This window comes from Leifsonia sp. EB41 (assembly GCF_041262565.1).
Lineage (GTDB): Bacteria > Actinomycetota > Actinomycetes > Actinomycetales > Microbacteriaceae > Leifsonia.
Genome location: NZ_JBGCCJ010000001.1, coordinates 3,590,410 through 3,604,656, shown reverse-complemented (window position 1 = coordinate 3,604,656; position 14,247 = coordinate 3,590,410). Strand labels below are relative to the sequence as shown.

The window sequence follows — 14,247 nt, the reverse complement described above, 5'->3', positions numbered from 1 at the left end:
ACCAGGGTAGCCACGGTGGGTTCTATAAACGGCCCACGTTCGCTGCTGACTAATGAGTAGTCTCGCGGGAAGACTGCGTTCTCGCCTTTCCTCCGCGGGTCAGACCATTTTTTCTCCGATCGACCCCGGAAGGCCCTGTTACCGACTGCGTTGCCCCGACCGTGGGATCGGCGCGGTCGAACTGGTGGCATTACTCGTCCAATCAATTAGGCATCCGGGATTCGATGACCTCCCTGCGGGTCGCCCCGGGCCGGTGGCGTTTTGCGGGCAACGGCTTCCCGTCTATTGAGCGACCCAGTTCAAGGTGGCCAACGCCACGATTGGAGACGTGCATTCGTTCGTGATGCCCGCGGGGTTCGTCAGAACCACCGTTTTCAGGTAAGCGGGCACGTCGTTTGTGAAGTTGTGGAGTCCTTTGAGCGTTATCGGCGTGCTCTGGACGGTTCCGAAGTCGAACATCCGCCCTGTGTCGAAACACGTGGCACTCGGATCAAGTGCTTGAGGCGTGATGATGAACTCGGGTGTGGGCGACGAACTTGGAAGCGGGCTGATCTGCGCAGTCCAATCACCGTCTTCGTTCGAGATCCGCACGTGCGCGAGCGGAGCCGTGTCTCCGGGTCGATGGAGCTCCCCGACGGCAGACGGTTCTCCGGATGACGTCGGTGATGAGGTCGAGGAAGGTGTGCTGGACGAGTCCGGTCGAGCCGCAGACGCGTGGCCATGAACATCTGACGGACTGCACCCGGTAAGTCCAATCGCCACGAGCAGCACGACTGTCGCTGCCCGAGCAGAGTGGATTCTCGCAATCACCACAGCCTTTTCCCGTTTTGGATCTATGTGGTGCTCAGCCACCGTATTTGGAGTGGATGACGATCGACGTTCCGTTGGAGCTGCAGATCTGCCCCGCGAGGATCTCTGCCACCGTGAAATCTCCCGGGGGAGCATGCAGTACTCCGCCGGGGTGATCCCCTGCCCCTGTCAGCCATTCCGCAAGGGAGGGGATGACAGTACCGAGCAGGCCGGCCGATGAAGGACTCTTCTTCGTCTGGGCCGCCAGAGTTGCGACATCTGTCTTTGCCGAGGCCGTCAGTTGACTCCACTGCAGATCCGAGACGTCACCGTGGTCATGTCCCTGGTCGGCGTTCAAATAGGCGTCTTGGATCGCGCTGAGGGCGGCGCATTCCTTAGAAGTCACCCGATCGGGGGTGAAAGCCGAGGTGCTGAAGTTCATGGTCGCAGCAAGCCGAGTGGCGTCGGGAACGACCAAATCTATGGTGAGACGGGTGTCCGTCGCGACGCTGTGGATGTCGAAGTCGAATCTCTGCGCGCCACCGCACATGCCGTCTCGAGGCGGGTCAACCTCAGGCCCGACCGAGTAGAGACCGGAGGTGCAACTGAAAGCGAGCTGGAGTGAGCGGGCTCCTGCCGGGACGGTCAGCATCACGGAGGCGCGACCCGTGTGATAGATCTGCGCGGTCGGCCAGGTGGCTGTCGAGATCGTCGGGCTGACGGACGGTCCGGGTTGCGATGCGGTGCAGCCGGCCAGGGCTGCAGCGACCAGCATCGTTATGAGCCCTGATGCGATCAGTCGCCGGCCGGCCAGCTCACACCTCCTTCGGCAGGTCGTGGTTCCCGCGGATACCGCAGACTGTGCGGAGGGTTCCAACGGCCCGTTCCAGTTGCTCGTCGCGCACGAATCGCGGAAGGACTCGTCCGAATCGCATGAGGTGGATGGTGATCCGGCCCCGGACTTGCCCGTCGTTGCAGACGAGGTCGAGTGTCGGGACGATGCGAGCACCCGTCTGCGCCGAACCCATCTCGACGCCCGAGACGACGGACGTGGGGAACGCGGCGACTTCTCGCGGTTCGCGGGCGCCGCGGAAGAACCGGATCAGATCACGGTCGGCGACGAGAGTCATGTACGCGCTGGCGATGAGTCGGGTCCGCTTCCCCGTGCTCTGCAGCGCGAACGCATCCGCGCTCGACACGAGTGCCGGGTCGGTGGAGACGGAGACAATGAAAGCGCTGGGGTGCGCTTCGGTGAGAGCGCGCGTGCGAATCCGGTCCTGCCAGGCGAACCATTCGAAGAGGACGATCATCAATCCGAGGCACCCGGCCACGATCAGACCGAGCACGGAAACGACATCGACCCAGCCGAATCCCTCGGCGTGGGCCGCGACGGCGCGCATCACCAGCCCGAACAGTGCGACCACGATGGCGACGCCGTACGCGGTCGCTGCCGCCGGCGAAACCCGGCGCTTCCGCTCCGTCATCGGCAACCCACGAACCCGGAGGTGACGACTCCCCTGCTCGCGCCCGCCTGCTCGATGGCAGCCTGGATGTGATCCCTGAGGAGACCCGCAAGGATGACTGCCTCGGTCTCCCCTCGGTCCTTCATTATCTTGAGGTCAGCGGCCGACACCTCGCTCAACGAGACGGGCTCCGTTTGCCAGCGCGGCTCTGCGACGATCGCACGCGCTGTGGCGACCGCCTGCTCCGTTGCGGGATCCGCGGCTGATGGGTCACGCTTCACAGAGAGCGTGAGGCAGCCTTGTCCGGTCGAACCATCGCTGAGTTGAAAGACACGGCGGATCGACACGTCAGGACGATCCGGGGAGGCCGTCGGTCGCGCAGAGGTGCTCGGGATCGGCGCCTTCGCATCCGAGGCAGTGCTGCAACCGGTCACCGCTGCCGACAGTGTCAGCGCAGCACCGAGAGCGGCGGCGAGCAGCCGCAAACGACCCCGTGTCCCCCTCATGTGCGAGTCGGCTCCCCGTTTTCGTGATCCCGGTGGGTTCGGCAGGCGTGATGCTCGGGTGGCAGGCCCCCACCACCTGCCACCCAGCGTCGCGATCCCCCGTGGCACGACGCTCTTCTTCACGCTATCGGCACTCTCGGGCGCGAGGGAATGTAGCCAAAGTAACATCCCGGTTGGCGCGAGCCGGGCTCATGAGCGTCCATGATGGTCCTGTGGTCTCCGGTAGCCTCACCCAACTCTCCGCGGAGGAGGCTGCCCGTCTCGACGTCCGCATCACCGACGAACTGGTTCGCCGGCTGACCACGCGAGGGAGCGCGCTCACCGCTGATCCTGTGGTCGTCGAGCAGGTGGCCGCGCAGGTTCACATGATTCTGCGGCGCACGTTCGCATCCCTCTCCATCTCCGTCGAGGATGCGCCCCCGCCCGCACCGCCCTCCGGAGTCGGGAGGAGACGAGCTGAGCAGAACATCCATCCCAGCGACAGCCTCACTGCGGCGACCCTCCTGTTCGACATCGCTCTGACCGAACTCACGATCGACCACCAGGACGGGTCGGCGGTCGCCCGCGCGCTCAACGCGGCGATCATGGATGAAGTCGTGCCGGCATCGCTGGCGTATGTCGATGCGCTGCTGGAACGTCTGGCGGTCGCCCACACCGAGGAAAGACTCGGGATCTCACGCGAACTCCACGATCGAGTCGCACACGGGATCGCCGCCGGGATCCAGCGCGTCCGCCTCAGCCGGCAACTGACCAGCTCCGCAGCGGGACGCATCGCCGAAGCGCTCGACCTTCTGGAGTCGGCTTTGGAGGAGACACGCTCCCTGGCCCTCGACCTCCGGCACTCCGTCGGCGACAAGCTCCTCGATCAGGCGATCCTCGACTACGTCGCCGATCTCGTCTCGGACCCGCCGCACGTTGACGCCACAAGCGAGGGCACCCCGCGGTCCCTGCCGGCCGGTGTCCAGGAGGAAGCGTTCATCATCGTTCGCGAAGCCATCCATAACGCACGCCGCCACTCCCGCGCCGGCCGCATCACCGTGGTCTCGAACTGGGGCTCCGACCGGTTGATGATCAGCGTTTCGGACGACGGAGTCGGCTTCGAGCGCGACACGATCCGGCCGGGCGCTCTCGGCCTCATCGCCGCCCAGGAACGCGCAGAACTCATCGGCGCGGACTTGTCGATCGACTCCCGCCCGGGAGCCGGGACCACAGTGGCTTTGACGATCGCACGCCGGGAGTTCGTCGCATGACCCGGACAGTGGTGCTCGCCGATGACCACGCTCTCTTCCGCAAGGGGGTGCGCGCCCTCATCGAACGCGACTTCGACGTCGTGGGTGAAGCGAGCGACGGGGACGCCGCGATCAGACTCGCAGTGGACACCGCACCCGACGTCCTGCTGCTGGACGTCGAGATGCCCGGGCCGCCGCCCGAGCAGACCATCAGCACCGTCCGACGCCGATCGCCGAAGACGGCTGTCATCATCCTCACCATGCACACCGACGCCGTCCTCCAGCGCCAGCTCGCCCGCGCGGGCGCATCGGCCTTCGCGGACAAGAGCATCAGCGAGGACGCACTCCACCGCCTCATCGCCACCGCACTACCTCACGCGGCCTCCCCGCCGGACGAGGGGCTACAGAAGAGCCCACCGGATCGCGTTCTCACGGAACGGGAATTGGAAGTCATCAGGATGATCGCGCAGGCGTACACCAACCGCGAGATCAGCAAACGCCTCAACATCACCGAAGGCACCGTCAAAAGGCACACGACCAACATCTACGCGAAACTCCACGCCACATCGCGGATCGACGCCGTGCGGAAAGTCGTCCGCCTGCGCCTGCTGGAGACGTGAGCACCCGCGACCGCGGAGGGATACCGTGAGCGATCCACACCGATGGGAACCGCTTCGATCGGACTCGACCCCGGCCGTTCACTCGGAAGCGATTGGCGTGGTGGCTGGCGGTTCGTTGGGGCTCCATCGTGCTGTTTGCCGGATTCCTCGTCGACGTCCACAAGAGCGATAGAGGTTGCCAGCGCTTCATCAAATAGCCCACCCGCTCAGTGCTGCGGCACGTGCGGATCCGGCAGGTTGTCCAGGTTGTGGGAAACGACACCGTTCTGGTCGCCGACGCTGGTGATCGTCGCCGGATCGAGGTTGATGGTGTCGCCGACGTAGACCGTCGTCGGTGGGTATCGGCGAACTGCGTTGATCGCAGTGAGGTAGGCCGTGCCGAGATCGAAGCGCTTGGCGATGAACTCCCAGATATCGCCTGGCGCGACGACGTACGCGACCGGCACACCCTTGTCGTTGAGCTTCGTAGTCCCGGTGGCGTACTGGATGGGGCCGCAATCGACCGGCTGCTGGGCCTCGCTGTAGTAGTCGCTCTCCCAGAAGCCCCAGCCGACGCACCCTGCGGTGGTCGCGGTCGGCGCTGGCTTCGACGTCGGGGTGAAGGACGACGCGGGGGTCGGCGTCGCGGGGTGGTCCGCCCGGTGGATCAGGTCCGGGGTGTGTGCTGTCGCAGTGCAGCCGGTCAGCGAGATGCCGAGCAGCAGCACTGCCGCGACCGCTGCGCGTGACTTCCCCTGTCGTCCATCCACGGTCACAGGTCGATCGACGCAGCGCGCCCGGCCTCGTGCGTGCGAGCAGCCAGGAGCCGGCCAACGTATGCCATGACCAGCGATGCGCCGATGAGTGCGACGCCGAGCGGTGCCACCACCTGGCCAATGATCCGGACGACCACTTCAAGTACGGTGAGGAGGCCTTGGTCCACATTCACATCTGATCCCGGCTGCACAACGGCCGCGATGCCGATCTGCGGTATCAGAACGGTCAATAGGGCTCCGGCGACGGTGAGCGCGATGCCCCACCACAGCACTACCTTCGGTCGCAGCCTCGACTCATTCACGAACGTCCCCCTTCGTCGCGGTTGGTGATGATGCTAGCGGGCCAGCGTCATCCACGGCGAGGCGCAAGCGGCGCGGATACCCCGCTAGGATCGCAAGACACATACCGGGTAATGGGGGTTCCAGGAATGCGTTCTCTTCGCGAATCGCGCGCTGGGTTGATCATGGCGATGGCGGTACTCGCCGTCGCCGGTTGCACGGCGGCTCCGGGCGGGCGGCCCGCCGAGCCGAGCACCCCGCCACACTCGACGACTGGAACCTCAGCAAGCGCAGAAGCGGCGTCGCAGCCACTCGCGTATGGAACGTTCACGCCGGCCAATGGGGTGAGTGGGAACGCCTCCATCGAACGCGCTGACGACGCACTCACTTTGACGCTGAACCCGTTCCACAACGGAGGTCCGACCGCTCGACTGGTGCTGGTGGATGTCGACCCCGTGCAACTAGCGGACTGCATTCCGGGGGACGCGAAGACGGCCAGCGTAGGCGGCACTCCCGCCGAACCGAAGTCGGTCTTCCGCTTCGCGTCCGCAGCCGACTTCGCCGCCGGGGTGGTCCCGAAGTTCCGTGCCGCGGTGCTGGTGCGTCAGGCGACGGAGGGCGAGACAGGGTGCACCGAGCCCGTCCTCGCTGTCGCGCCTCTCACCTGGTCCACTGGGAACGAATGAGCAACTCCACCCGTGCAACGACGACGAACGGCACTCGCACTGCCGTGGCACATGTGAGGCTCGCGAAGCCGGCGCTCCTGTGCCTCGTCGCCATCGCGCTCACGAGCTGCACTTCTCCTGCCACGACGCAGCCCATCCGGTCAACCATCGGAACCTCCACCCCGGCTCCTTCAGCAACGCCCGCGTTCGTCGACGGGCTGCCCACCAGCTGCGATGCGCTCTATGCCGGGCTGGAGAAGTTCGTCTCTGACGACGGGTCGCTGGTTCTCAATCCCGCGTGGAAGTCGGGCACGGGAGTGGCCCGCGCTGAGGCGAGCGGATACGGGACGTACGATCCGGTTCTCAGCGCGTCTCTGTCTCAGAGCCCAGGTCTGATCTGCGACTGGGCGCCGGCTGCGGGGCCGAGCGACACGTTCCTCACGACCCAGATCCGTCATGTCGATGCCGCGACGCAGCAGGCCGCGTTCTCGCGGATGAATGAGCTCGAATGGGGCTGCGGCCAGGCTTACGACGGCAGGTGGTGCGTCACGAACGACTCCCACACCGGCCGGTCCATCGGTGAATCCCAGTACTTCGGTCACGGCATCTGGCTGGCGTCGAACTGGAACAACGCGGGACCGGAGACCTACACGCCCGAGCTCTTGAGGCGACTGTTCGGTTGACAGCGAGAAATTTCACGGTTTGTCCAGCACAGTGCGCGAACGCCGCGGAAGAATCACCACCAGCGTCCTGCTGTTCGTAGTTATCGGCGTCGGGCTGTTCGCCCTCTACGTCTCGTTCGGGTGGCCGGCGTGGCTGTGCGCGCTTGTCGCCGCGGCGGTGGGCCTCGTCGCCGGAGCATCCAACCTCTACTTACGGCGTAGCGCACGATAGCGGGACGCTTGCCTGGTGGCGCCCAAGTTCTCCAGCGGGTGGCCGAGTACCCGGCGCCCTGCCGCTACCTCCAAGGCGATAAGGCTCGCATCGGCAGGGCGATTCGCGCGCCTGTGGCGGGATGAATCTGCTTGCGTCGACCTCCATCCACCACTGATTACGTCTCCCACACCGGCCGTGCCTGGGGCGCGAGCCCGCGCAATGGCGCGCTATCGAGAACGACACGCGACTCGGGGATGCCGAACACCGGCCATTGGACCACGATCTCGATCGGTCCCTCCGGCGGAAGCGGCCAGAGCCACAAGCCGTCGTCGAATAGGTAGTTGTCCTCGCTGCCACGACCGCCTCCGCCTGATGGGTTCAGGCTGTGATTCTCGGGCGTTACACCGTACATGCCCGGAGCCTGGTCGGAGATCAAGTGCTGCCCGTCGCCCAGCACGATGCCGTAGCGCAGGCGGTCCGGGTTGAAGCGCACGAAGTGGCCGTGCATATCCGACTGCAGTTCTGCCCACTCGCGACGGGTCGCGTTTCCCCGGCGGACTCGTCGCTCGATGACGAACTCGACGCCGTTGCTGTAGACGCGGGCCATCGTGAGAATGAGCGCCACGGTGTCGTTGGTGGCGATCGTCTCGCCGATCGGGAAGATCGCCGCGACCTCGTCGTCCGATGGTTTCCACCACGGCGCTGGAACATGCTCGTCGTTATCGGTCTCGTCCTCGGGCGGGTCTGGTGGGAAGAAGCTCACGATGGTCACCCGACCACACCGGCGGTCCGGCTCGCAAGACCTGACGATTATGCGGACAGCCTCTGTCGCGGCCACTGACGCAGGTTAGGGCGCGCTGCTGCTGTGTTTGCTCAACGAGCCGGTCGTCTCCTCCGGACTGGGGATGATGCCGCGCCCGTCGTCGGCGCCGCCCACCTGTATCCGACCGTCCGTTACCGATGAGGATCTGGCGGCTCCATTGATCGGGCATCGGACACGGCCCACCCCTCTGCCCCGGTACGAGCTTGAGTGCAATCGACGCAGTCTCGGTCGTCGTGCCCGACTGGTCCTTCAGCGTGACCACGAGGTCCTGCTTCTTCGTGGGATCCACGTTGCCCAGAACCAAGACCTCGAACGACGAGCTGGTTCCGTCTTCGTGGGCGCACGAGCCGGCGTAGCAGGCGTCGATCATCCCGCCAGAGTGCAGACGAAGCCAAATCGAGGCGTCGATCGTGACATGAGGCGGGCGGATATCGGGCATGGCACACACCGCGAACAAGGGTGCGCAACCGGCGAGGAGCGCCACGGCCAGTGGGCCGATCGTCACGGCTGCCCAACGTCGCAACCGTGTCACGTGCACAATCCGAAAAGCGCAGGCGTCAGTGACGTGAGATCCGACCCGCCAGCAGATCATCGCCCTCCACGTCGGTCGCGACGCTCTTCGGAATGGGGAAGCGGCCGGACCAGTCCCAATCCTTCGTGTTCACGCCGGGGTACCACTGCACGGGATCATCCGACTGAACACGCGGGATAGCCGGGGCGTCGAAGCGCCCGGCAGGTGGCACATAGGGGACGCGGCTTCGTGCCCGGTACGCAGAAACCCCGGCAACGATACCGCCAGCGAGAGCGGCTGAACCGATCACGAGCAACCACCACCGGTCGAAATTGTCGAAGACCATCCCCAAGACGGTGGCAGGGACGGTGAGGTACACGACAACCAGAGCAGCAGCAACGCCGATCAGACGCATCGTCTGTGCTTTCATGATCCCCCCTTGAATCGGATCAGCACGATGATAGGCCCGGTAGTCAGAACCGTCTATGCCCTCGCTGCTGTGCCCGCGACCAGCTGGGACGCTTCGTCAACTTGGCGAGGCGCAACGGTGGAGGCCCGGAGGAATCAGCGAGATGTTCTGATTCACGATGGAGTGTTCAATGTGGACATGCAACGCCCCAGAGGCGCAGTTCGTATCGCCCTGATCGTCGTGCTCGCAATCGTGCTCGCCTTCGCCCTCTTCTTCGTTCTTCGGTACCCGTTGGGCTCGCACATCATCCGATGAGCTCGGCGCGTTCGATCCGAGCTCGGCCCGCGTCGTCAGTCACGGTCGCGTCCCTCGAAAGCAGATCGACCTATTCGGGATTTCGTCCTTCCGCGGCCGACCGATCAAGCGCAGCTCGTGTTCGACGCGCGTTCTCCAGCCACAGAACACCGATGACGACGAGCGCCAACCCGGCGCCGACGAAGCCAGCCGACCATCGCATACCGACGACGAGCAGTACAACGCCTGCGATGAACGCCACCCCACCGAGCACGATCATGGTCCACGCGGCGCGCCGGGCTTGTCGCGCGACCCACTCCTGAGCGGGCCGAACCTGTTCCGGATCGTCGTCGGTCACGACCCGACCGTACTCCACCTCCGCTGCGAGCGGCGCGCCGTCACCGCACCGGTGTCTGCTCGCCCGCGCCGACACCGTTCTCCTCCTCGAACCTGCGTATCTGCCGCCGCGCGTCGATAAGCCGCCAGATCCCCGTGCCGAGGAAGAGGGCCCCGAGTATCACCTGGCTCAGGTGCAGTCCGAAGTTGCCAGCGCTGGTGAGCACGATTGTGATGCCCAGGATGACCCAGAGGGCCCCGATGACGATGGCACTGAGGGCGAAGGTCCGAGCTCTGTTCAAGGCGATCCGCCGCATCGTCAGCGACTGCTGCGGAGATCGGGGGTCCAGCGGGTTCACGAGACGCCGCTGTTCTCCGCGACCTGCACCCCGTCGCAGAACGCGCGAATCGGTTGCGGGTTCACGCCGGCGAAAAACAGCGGACGGGTCTTCTCGATGCGGACGATGTGGCGTTCGTGCTGACCGACCTCGAACTCGAACACGCGACTGAGCTGGAAGCTGTACGTGATGAACTTCTTGACGATGAGCTTGCCGTCCACGGAGATGGTCAGCCAGCCCCACATCTGGTCGAACGTGTAGACGACGGTGTGCGTCTCCCGCTCGCCGACAGTGAAAGCCAGCGTGTGCGTCGTCGCCACACGCCCGGGCCGAGACACGCCCGGTGCCCGCCGGGACGGGTCCTTCGCCAGGGCCACACCGAGGAAGACCCCCGTCCCCAACACGACGGCGGCGAAGATCAGTAGTACGAACGCCTGGCGGGTGTTCGAGCCTACTGCCGAGAGAGCCCACAACAGGAACGCCGCCCCTACGGCGAAAGCCACAGAGATTAAGGCGATAAGCCTGGCACGCGCACCCCTGACGCCAGGCACGGCGTCAGCCGCGGTTCTCGGGTTCACGGCGCACACTGTACGCCGACGGGTGGATCGACGCCCAGTAATCCTCTGTGCCGCGCACCGGTCAGCTAATCGATCATCGCGGAGCGTGCCGCAACCAGGACACGGTGACTGTTCCAGAGGGCGACTCGTTCGAGTCGCCTCTTCACGGGTTCTCCACGGCCGTCGCCAGGCTGCGCCCCACCCGCTACCCCAAACGCCGTCTCACGCTTCGCGTTCGACGGCGCCCGGGGCCCCTCGCGGGCGGGGACCCCATTTGGCAGTGCGAGTTCTGAAAAAGCCGGAGGGGCACGGGGTCGCTGTGCGACCTTCGTGCCCCTCCGGCTTTTTCAGAACGTCGGGCTGACAGGATTTGAACCTGCGACCCCTTGACCCCCAGTTAAAACAAGGCCGTTCGACGAAGTTCACTGAAGAACACCAAAATCCACGTACACCAGCATATTTATCGCCTTCCGTACTCGCGCATATTCCCGCGCACTTCGGTGAACCAGCGCGAAATGGTAGTGGAAATGGTAGTGGGACGAAGACCCGCTTGGGGCCCGTGCAGCGACCTGCGCTGGCGGCGCTGCGCCGCCCAAGACGGCAAGAGAGGGTGACTCACTTCGCCGGGTGATCTTCGGTCCGTCTAGTGAAGCTGGATGATGGTGACCAAACCACTGACGAACATGATTGAGCCAATGACCACCCACCCGCCAGCGGCCCACTTCACGTTCGAGGCCGTGTACACGGTGTCAGCGGCCTTATCCCCAAAGAGGGTCGAACCCGGGCGGCGGAAGGACTTGGCCGCCCCCTCTGCGTGACGCCAAAGCAGAACGCCCGCGGGCACGACGACGCAGCCCATGAACATTTCAACGATTCCTCGCAGCAGGTCGTGCACGGGCGTTTCTCCTTCATCAAGCAGTGAAATCTTGGCACAGCACCATCGCGTGTTTTGGCAGCTGAGCGCAGCTGAGGCCGAGCAATTTCGCGGGCACTGAGCGTTAGGCCTTCGACCGCGTTTCGACCATAACGAGGAGCGTCTCCAGATAGGTCAGCGCCACGTTCAGCATTGCGACGAATGTCGCATACGAGCTGGTGATCCTGAACATTGAGGCGTTCTCGCCTAGCCGCGCGACGGGCTTGCGTTCGAGTGTGCCCAAGGCGAATGTGCGATTCGAATGCGAGAAGGCGCTACATGCTCGCCAGACATCCAGCCCGGAAAACCCATCCTGGATGGGGACGCAGCGCTCCGATTCGATGAGGATATCCGTCGTACTCGGGAACTCCCGGTCGAGACTTCGCTGGGCGTTACCCTTGACGCTGTTCTTGATCGCGTCAAGTCGTTCACGCAGTTTGGCGGTGGTCTCAGGAGTGTGAGCACCAGATCGTTTCGTGAAGGCATCCGCGGCCAGTCTGTTGTTCCAAACGAACTGAACCGACCGATAGACACGCTTGCTAAGCACGCCCGGCGTCAGGAGCCAGAAGCCGAGCGCGCACGACTCCAGCGCAGCACGGATGAGAACATGCCAGGCGTAGGGCGGCAAGCCGATCTTCTCGACGTGCTCCTTCGCCATTGTTAGATGGTCAGACGCGCTAGCGAGAAGATGCGCAACCTGGAACGAGATTGGGTCGTACGGAGTGGCCTTGTCGTCTTGCGCCATACGACTCCCGGGTTGAACCGAGATTTCGAGTGAGCGCTTCACCAGGTCTTCTAGCTGGGCAAACTTGACCGGCAGAAGTTGCAGTGCGATCGCCTCGCGTTCTTCGGGAGTCGATGTAATCTCTCGCACCGTGGCCATGATCTGAAGCTACAGCGGACTAGGCCCAGAGATCGCCCCCAGTTCGGGATGCGAACCCGCTAGAGCGATACTCCGACCTGTCCGCCCCGCGCGTGGGGGGGTGCCCAATTTCCCGGGGGTACCGGCACACTACCGTGAAGAGTGTGCCGCGAGTGTCACTGGTGCGATCCTGACTCCCCTGCCGATGCACAGCACTGCGCGCCTCGGTGCGACCCCAATCTGGAGCCGTTGCTTCATGGACATCGCTGGGCAGCATGGTGTGCCCGGTGTGGCGCGCGTGGCGCAAACGAATGGGAACCAGAGCTAAGCTCGCTCCCGAAATGGGGTGGCCGGATTGCAGGTTCGCCCACCGTCGAGTCGGTAACCTCTCGATATGGATAGGGGGACCCCACGGGCAGCCGTTGTGGCAGGGGGTTTCGCCCTCTTAGCGTCGCTGGCCGGATGTTCTCCTTCGGCACCATCCGTAGACGGACCGCTCACAGTCTCGTCTCCTCCGGGCTCAACCGTTGTCGCTCCGGTTTCCGGCAGTAGCAACGCATCGCTTGGCAAGTTCACGGCTGGCGGAGGAGCCGTGCACGTCAACGTGATTTGCGTCGGCAAGGGAACAATCACGGTGACCTTGCACGGAGCGGGCGTTAGTGCCGCCGCTCCGTGCGTCCCGACCTCGGCAAAGACGATCGACGGGTCGGAGACCACCCTCGCCACGTTCTTCGGCATTCCTGAGGGGACTAGGTACTCTGTGGACGTGCAAGCGAATCCTCGTACTCACTGGAGAATCGCGGCATCCGAAGAGTGAGCGGCACCCTCGAGACCGTGAGACAGCGAGCATAGCCCCCTTGGACCATTGACTTGCTCAGGTCGAGTCTTCCCTATGTGACAACGCTGAGGATGCGGAGCCGAAGGGCGAGCGTGTCGGTGGACGCACGGTCGCTCACTGCACTCTTGACCGCGACCACGCTGGTGTCCTGGACAAGCTGCTCCCCAGCCACATCGAGGCATGGGTCGTTGAGCTTCGAGGCCGGGGGCTCGCCTCCGGTTCCATACGCACGGTGTACACGATCCTTCGCGGCATCCTCGACTCTGCGGTGCGCGATGAACTTCTGGGCAAGAACCCTGCAGCAGCCCTTCGCCGCCCGAAAGTGGAGCACCACGAAGCCGCCTACCTGAACCCTAATGAGGTGCGGCACCTCCTCGATGCAGCGACGGGGAGCCCGGCGCGACCCGTGTTCGAGCTGCTGCTGCACACCGGGCTTCGCCGTGGTGAAGCGCTGGCGCTGCGATGGGAGGACATCGACTTCACCGCCCGCACCATCCGCGTTCGCGGCACCCTCGCGCGCGTAGGGTCCGAGCTGCTGGTGACGGAGCCGAAGACGGAGAAGTCGCGACGCACGGTGTACATGACCGATGCGTCCGAGCGCGTTCTGCGCGCTGCGCGACTGGAGCAGTCGGAGGGGCGGCTGCGGCTTGGTTCGGCCTGGGTGCAGACCGGATTCGTGTTCACCACGGAGGTGGGCACGCCGCGTGACCCGCGCAACCTCCTCCGCTCGCTGAAGCTGGCAGCGAAGAAGGCGGGGCTGCCTACCACGGTGGGGCTGCACACCCTGCGTCACTCCGCAGCGTCAACGATGCTTGCCGGTGGCGTCCCGTTGAAGGTGGTATCCGAGATTCTGGGACATTCGTCGGTTGCGATCACCGGCGACATCTACGGGCACGTCTCCCCCGAGGTTTCAGCGACGGCGATGGACTACCTGAGCACCGCCTTCGCGTGAGAATGGTAGTGGCAATGGTAGTGGTAGGCCCTCCAGGCACATGAAAAGGGCCGCCTTGGATTGCTCCAAAACGGCCCTTTACCAGGTGTTTTTCTGCGTCGGGCTGACAGGATTTGAACCTGCGACCCCTTGACCCCCAGTCAAGTGCGCTACCAAGCTGCGCCACAGCCCGTTGCTGTCCCGCCCAGGCCGTGAGAGCGCCAAGCAGGACAACTCGTCTATCTTAGCGTGT

At 64.6% G+C, this 14,247-nt stretch carries 19 protein-coding genes and 1 tRNA gene; 6 read left to right on the top strand and 14 right to left on the bottom strand.

The window, feature by feature from the left end; genetic code table 11:
* Positions 1-282: 282 nt before the first annotated feature.
* The 4 genes from ABH923_RS17780 to ABH923_RS17765 form a co-directional block, all read right to left on the bottom strand.
* A complete protein-coding gene (locus ABH923_RS17780) occupies positions 283-591 on the bottom strand; it encodes a hypothetical protein (RefSeq protein WP_370056720.1) in 309 nt (102 codons plus the stop codon).
* Between the two features lie 253 nt (positions 592-844).
* Entirely contained in the window at positions 845-1,564 is a 720-nt protein-coding gene (locus tag ABH923_RS17775) for a hypothetical protein (protein WP_370056719.1), read from the bottom strand.
* 40 nt (positions 1,565-1,604) lie between these two features.
* The gene (locus ABH923_RS17770; RefSeq protein WP_370056718.1) at positions 1,605-2,273 is read right to left on the bottom strand and encodes a hypothetical protein; all 669 of its coding nucleotides are present in this window, start codon (positions 2,271-2,273) and stop codon (positions 1,605-1,607) included.
* The gene (locus ABH923_RS17765) at positions 2,270-2,599 is read right to left on the bottom strand and encodes a hypothetical protein (RefSeq protein ID WP_370056717.1); all 330 of its coding nucleotides are present in this window, start codon (positions 2,597-2,599) and stop codon (positions 2,270-2,272) included. The genes ABH923_RS17770 and ABH923_RS17765 overlap by 4 nt, the downstream gene beginning before the upstream one ends.
* A 371-nt stretch (positions 2,600-2,970) precedes the next feature.
* On the opposite strand from ABH923_RS17765, the gene ABH923_RS17760 reads away from it, so the two are divergent.
* Together ABH923_RS17760 and ABH923_RS17755 are read left to right on the top strand one after the other, a co-directional pair.
* Positions 2,971-4,008 carry a sensor histidine kinase gene (locus tag ABH923_RS17760; protein WP_370056716.1) on the top strand — a complete coding sequence of 346 codons (1,038 nt, stop codon included), beginning with the start codon at positions 2,971-2,973 and terminating at the stop codon, positions 4,006-4,008.
* Positions 4,005-4,607 (top strand): response regulator, encoded by a 603-nt coding sequence (locus ABH923_RS17755; RefSeq protein ID WP_370056715.1) that lies wholly within the window; start codon positions 4,005-4,007, stop codon positions 4,605-4,607. Before ABH923_RS17760 ends, ABH923_RS17755 begins: the two co-directional genes overlap by 4 nt.
* 206 nt (positions 4,608-4,813) lie before the next feature.
* On the opposite strand, the gene ABH923_RS17750 is transcribed toward ABH923_RS17755, so the two are convergent.
* Positions 4,814-5,356, bottom strand: a complete 543-nt coding sequence (locus ABH923_RS17750; RefSeq protein WP_370056714.1) for a LysM peptidoglycan-binding domain-containing protein — start codon at positions 5,354-5,356, stop codon at positions 4,814-4,816.
* 2 nt (positions 5,357-5,358) lie between these two features.
* Positions 5,359-5,664 carry a hypothetical protein gene (locus ABH923_RS17745; RefSeq protein WP_370056713.1) on the bottom strand — a complete coding sequence of 102 codons (306 nt, stop codon included), beginning with the start codon at positions 5,662-5,664 and terminating at the stop codon, positions 5,359-5,361.
* A gap of 417 nt (positions 5,665-6,081) precedes the next feature.
* Here ABH923_RS17745 and ABH923_RS17740 point away from each other — a divergent pair, with 417 nt between their 5' ends.
* The 3 genes from ABH923_RS17740 to ABH923_RS17730 are packed head-to-tail and all read left to right on the top strand — an operon-like array spanning position 6,082 to position 7,200.
* Positions 6,082-6,327 carry a hypothetical protein gene (locus ABH923_RS17740; protein WP_370056712.1) on the top strand — a complete coding sequence of 82 codons (246 nt, stop codon included), beginning with the start codon at positions 6,082-6,084 and terminating at the stop codon, positions 6,325-6,327.
* Positions 6,324-6,989, top strand: a complete 666-nt coding sequence (locus ABH923_RS17735; RefSeq protein WP_370056711.1) for a hypothetical protein — start codon at positions 6,324-6,326, stop codon at positions 6,987-6,989. Before ABH923_RS17740 ends, ABH923_RS17735 begins: the two co-directional genes overlap by 4 nt.
* A 19-nt stretch (positions 6,990-7,008) precedes the next feature.
* Positions 7,009-7,200: a hypothetical protein gene (locus ABH923_RS17730; RefSeq protein ID WP_370056710.1), complete on the top strand. Its 192-nt coding sequence runs from the start codon at positions 7,009-7,011 to the stop codon at positions 7,198-7,200.
* Between the two features lie 157 nt (positions 7,201-7,357).
* Here the strand turns inward: ABH923_RS17730 and ABH923_RS17725 are convergent, their stop codons facing one another.
* The 7 genes from ABH923_RS17725 to ABH923_RS17695 form a co-directional block, all read right to left on the bottom strand.
* Positions 7,358-7,954: a hypothetical protein gene (locus tag ABH923_RS17725; protein WP_370056709.1), complete on the bottom strand. Its 597-nt coding sequence runs from the start codon at positions 7,952-7,954 to the stop codon at positions 7,358-7,360.
* 608 nt (positions 7,955-8,562) lie between these two features.
* A complete protein-coding gene (locus tag ABH923_RS17720; RefSeq protein ID WP_370056708.1) occupies positions 8,563-8,946 on the bottom strand; it encodes a hypothetical protein in 384 nt (127 codons plus the stop codon).
* A gap of 364 nt (positions 8,947-9,310) precedes the next feature.
* A complete protein-coding gene (locus ABH923_RS17715; RefSeq protein WP_370056707.1) occupies positions 9,311-9,577 on the bottom strand; it encodes a DUF3040 domain-containing protein in 267 nt (88 codons plus the stop codon).
* A gap of 40 nt (positions 9,578-9,617) precedes the next feature.
* Entirely contained in the window at positions 9,618-9,914 is a 297-nt protein-coding gene (locus tag ABH923_RS17710; RefSeq protein WP_370056706.1) for a hypothetical protein, read from the bottom strand.
* Positions 9,911-10,471 (bottom strand): hypothetical protein, encoded by a 561-nt coding sequence (locus ABH923_RS17705; protein ID WP_370056705.1) that lies wholly within the window; start codon positions 10,469-10,471, stop codon positions 9,911-9,913. Before ABH923_RS17705 ends, ABH923_RS17710 begins: the two co-directional genes overlap by 4 nt.
* Positions 10,472-11,093: 622 nt before the next feature.
* On the bottom strand, positions 11,094-11,345 hold the full coding sequence (locus ABH923_RS17700; RefSeq protein WP_370056704.1) for a hypothetical protein: 252 nt from the start codon (positions 11,343-11,345) through the stop codon (positions 11,094-11,096).
* 103 nt (positions 11,346-11,448) lie between these two features.
* Positions 11,449-12,246, bottom strand: a complete 798-nt coding sequence (locus tag ABH923_RS17695; RefSeq protein WP_370056703.1) for a hypothetical protein — start codon at positions 12,244-12,246, stop codon at positions 11,449-11,451.
* 1,049 nt (positions 12,247-13,295) lie between these two features.
* On the opposite strand from ABH923_RS17695, the gene ABH923_RS17690 reads away from it, so the two are divergent.
* Positions 13,296-14,015: a tyrosine-type recombinase/integrase gene (locus ABH923_RS17690; protein ID WP_370056702.1), complete on the top strand. Its 720-nt coding sequence runs from the start codon at positions 13,296-13,298 to the stop codon at positions 14,013-14,015.
* A 98-nt stretch (positions 14,016-14,113) separates the two neighbouring features.
* Here the strand turns inward: ABH923_RS17690 and ABH923_RS17685 are convergent.
* Positions 14,114-14,187 (bottom strand) — tRNA-Pro (locus ABH923_RS17685).
* Positions 14,188-14,247: the final 60 nt, after the last annotated feature.

What these genes read in the sequence shown, in the direction of transcription:
- ABH923_RS17755 (WP_370056715.1), top strand. Translation starts at nt 4,005, where the DNA reads ATGACCCGGACAGTGGTGCTCGCCGATGACCACGCTCTCTTCCGCAAG.
- ABH923_RS17735 (WP_370056711.1), top strand. Translation starts at nt 6,324, where the DNA reads ATGAGCAACTCCACCCGTGCAACGACGACGAACGGCACTCGCACTGCC.
- ABH923_RS17720 (WP_370056708.1), bottom strand. Translation starts at nt 8,946, where the DNA reads ATGAAAGCACAGACGATGCGTCTGATCGGCGTTGCTGCTGCTCTGGTT.
- ABH923_RS17770 (WP_370056718.1), bottom strand. Translation starts at nt 2,273, where the DNA reads ATGACGGAGCGGAAGCGCCGGGTTTCGCCGGCGGCAGCGACCGCGTAC.
- ABH923_RS17775 (WP_370056719.1), bottom strand. Translation starts at nt 1,564, where the DNA reads ATGCTGGTCGCTGCAGCCCTGGCCGGCTGCACCGCATCGCAACCCGGA.
- ABH923_RS17695 (WP_370056703.1), bottom strand. Translation starts at nt 12,246, where the DNA reads ATGGCCACGGTGCGAGAGATTACATCGACTCCCGAAGAACGCGAGGCG.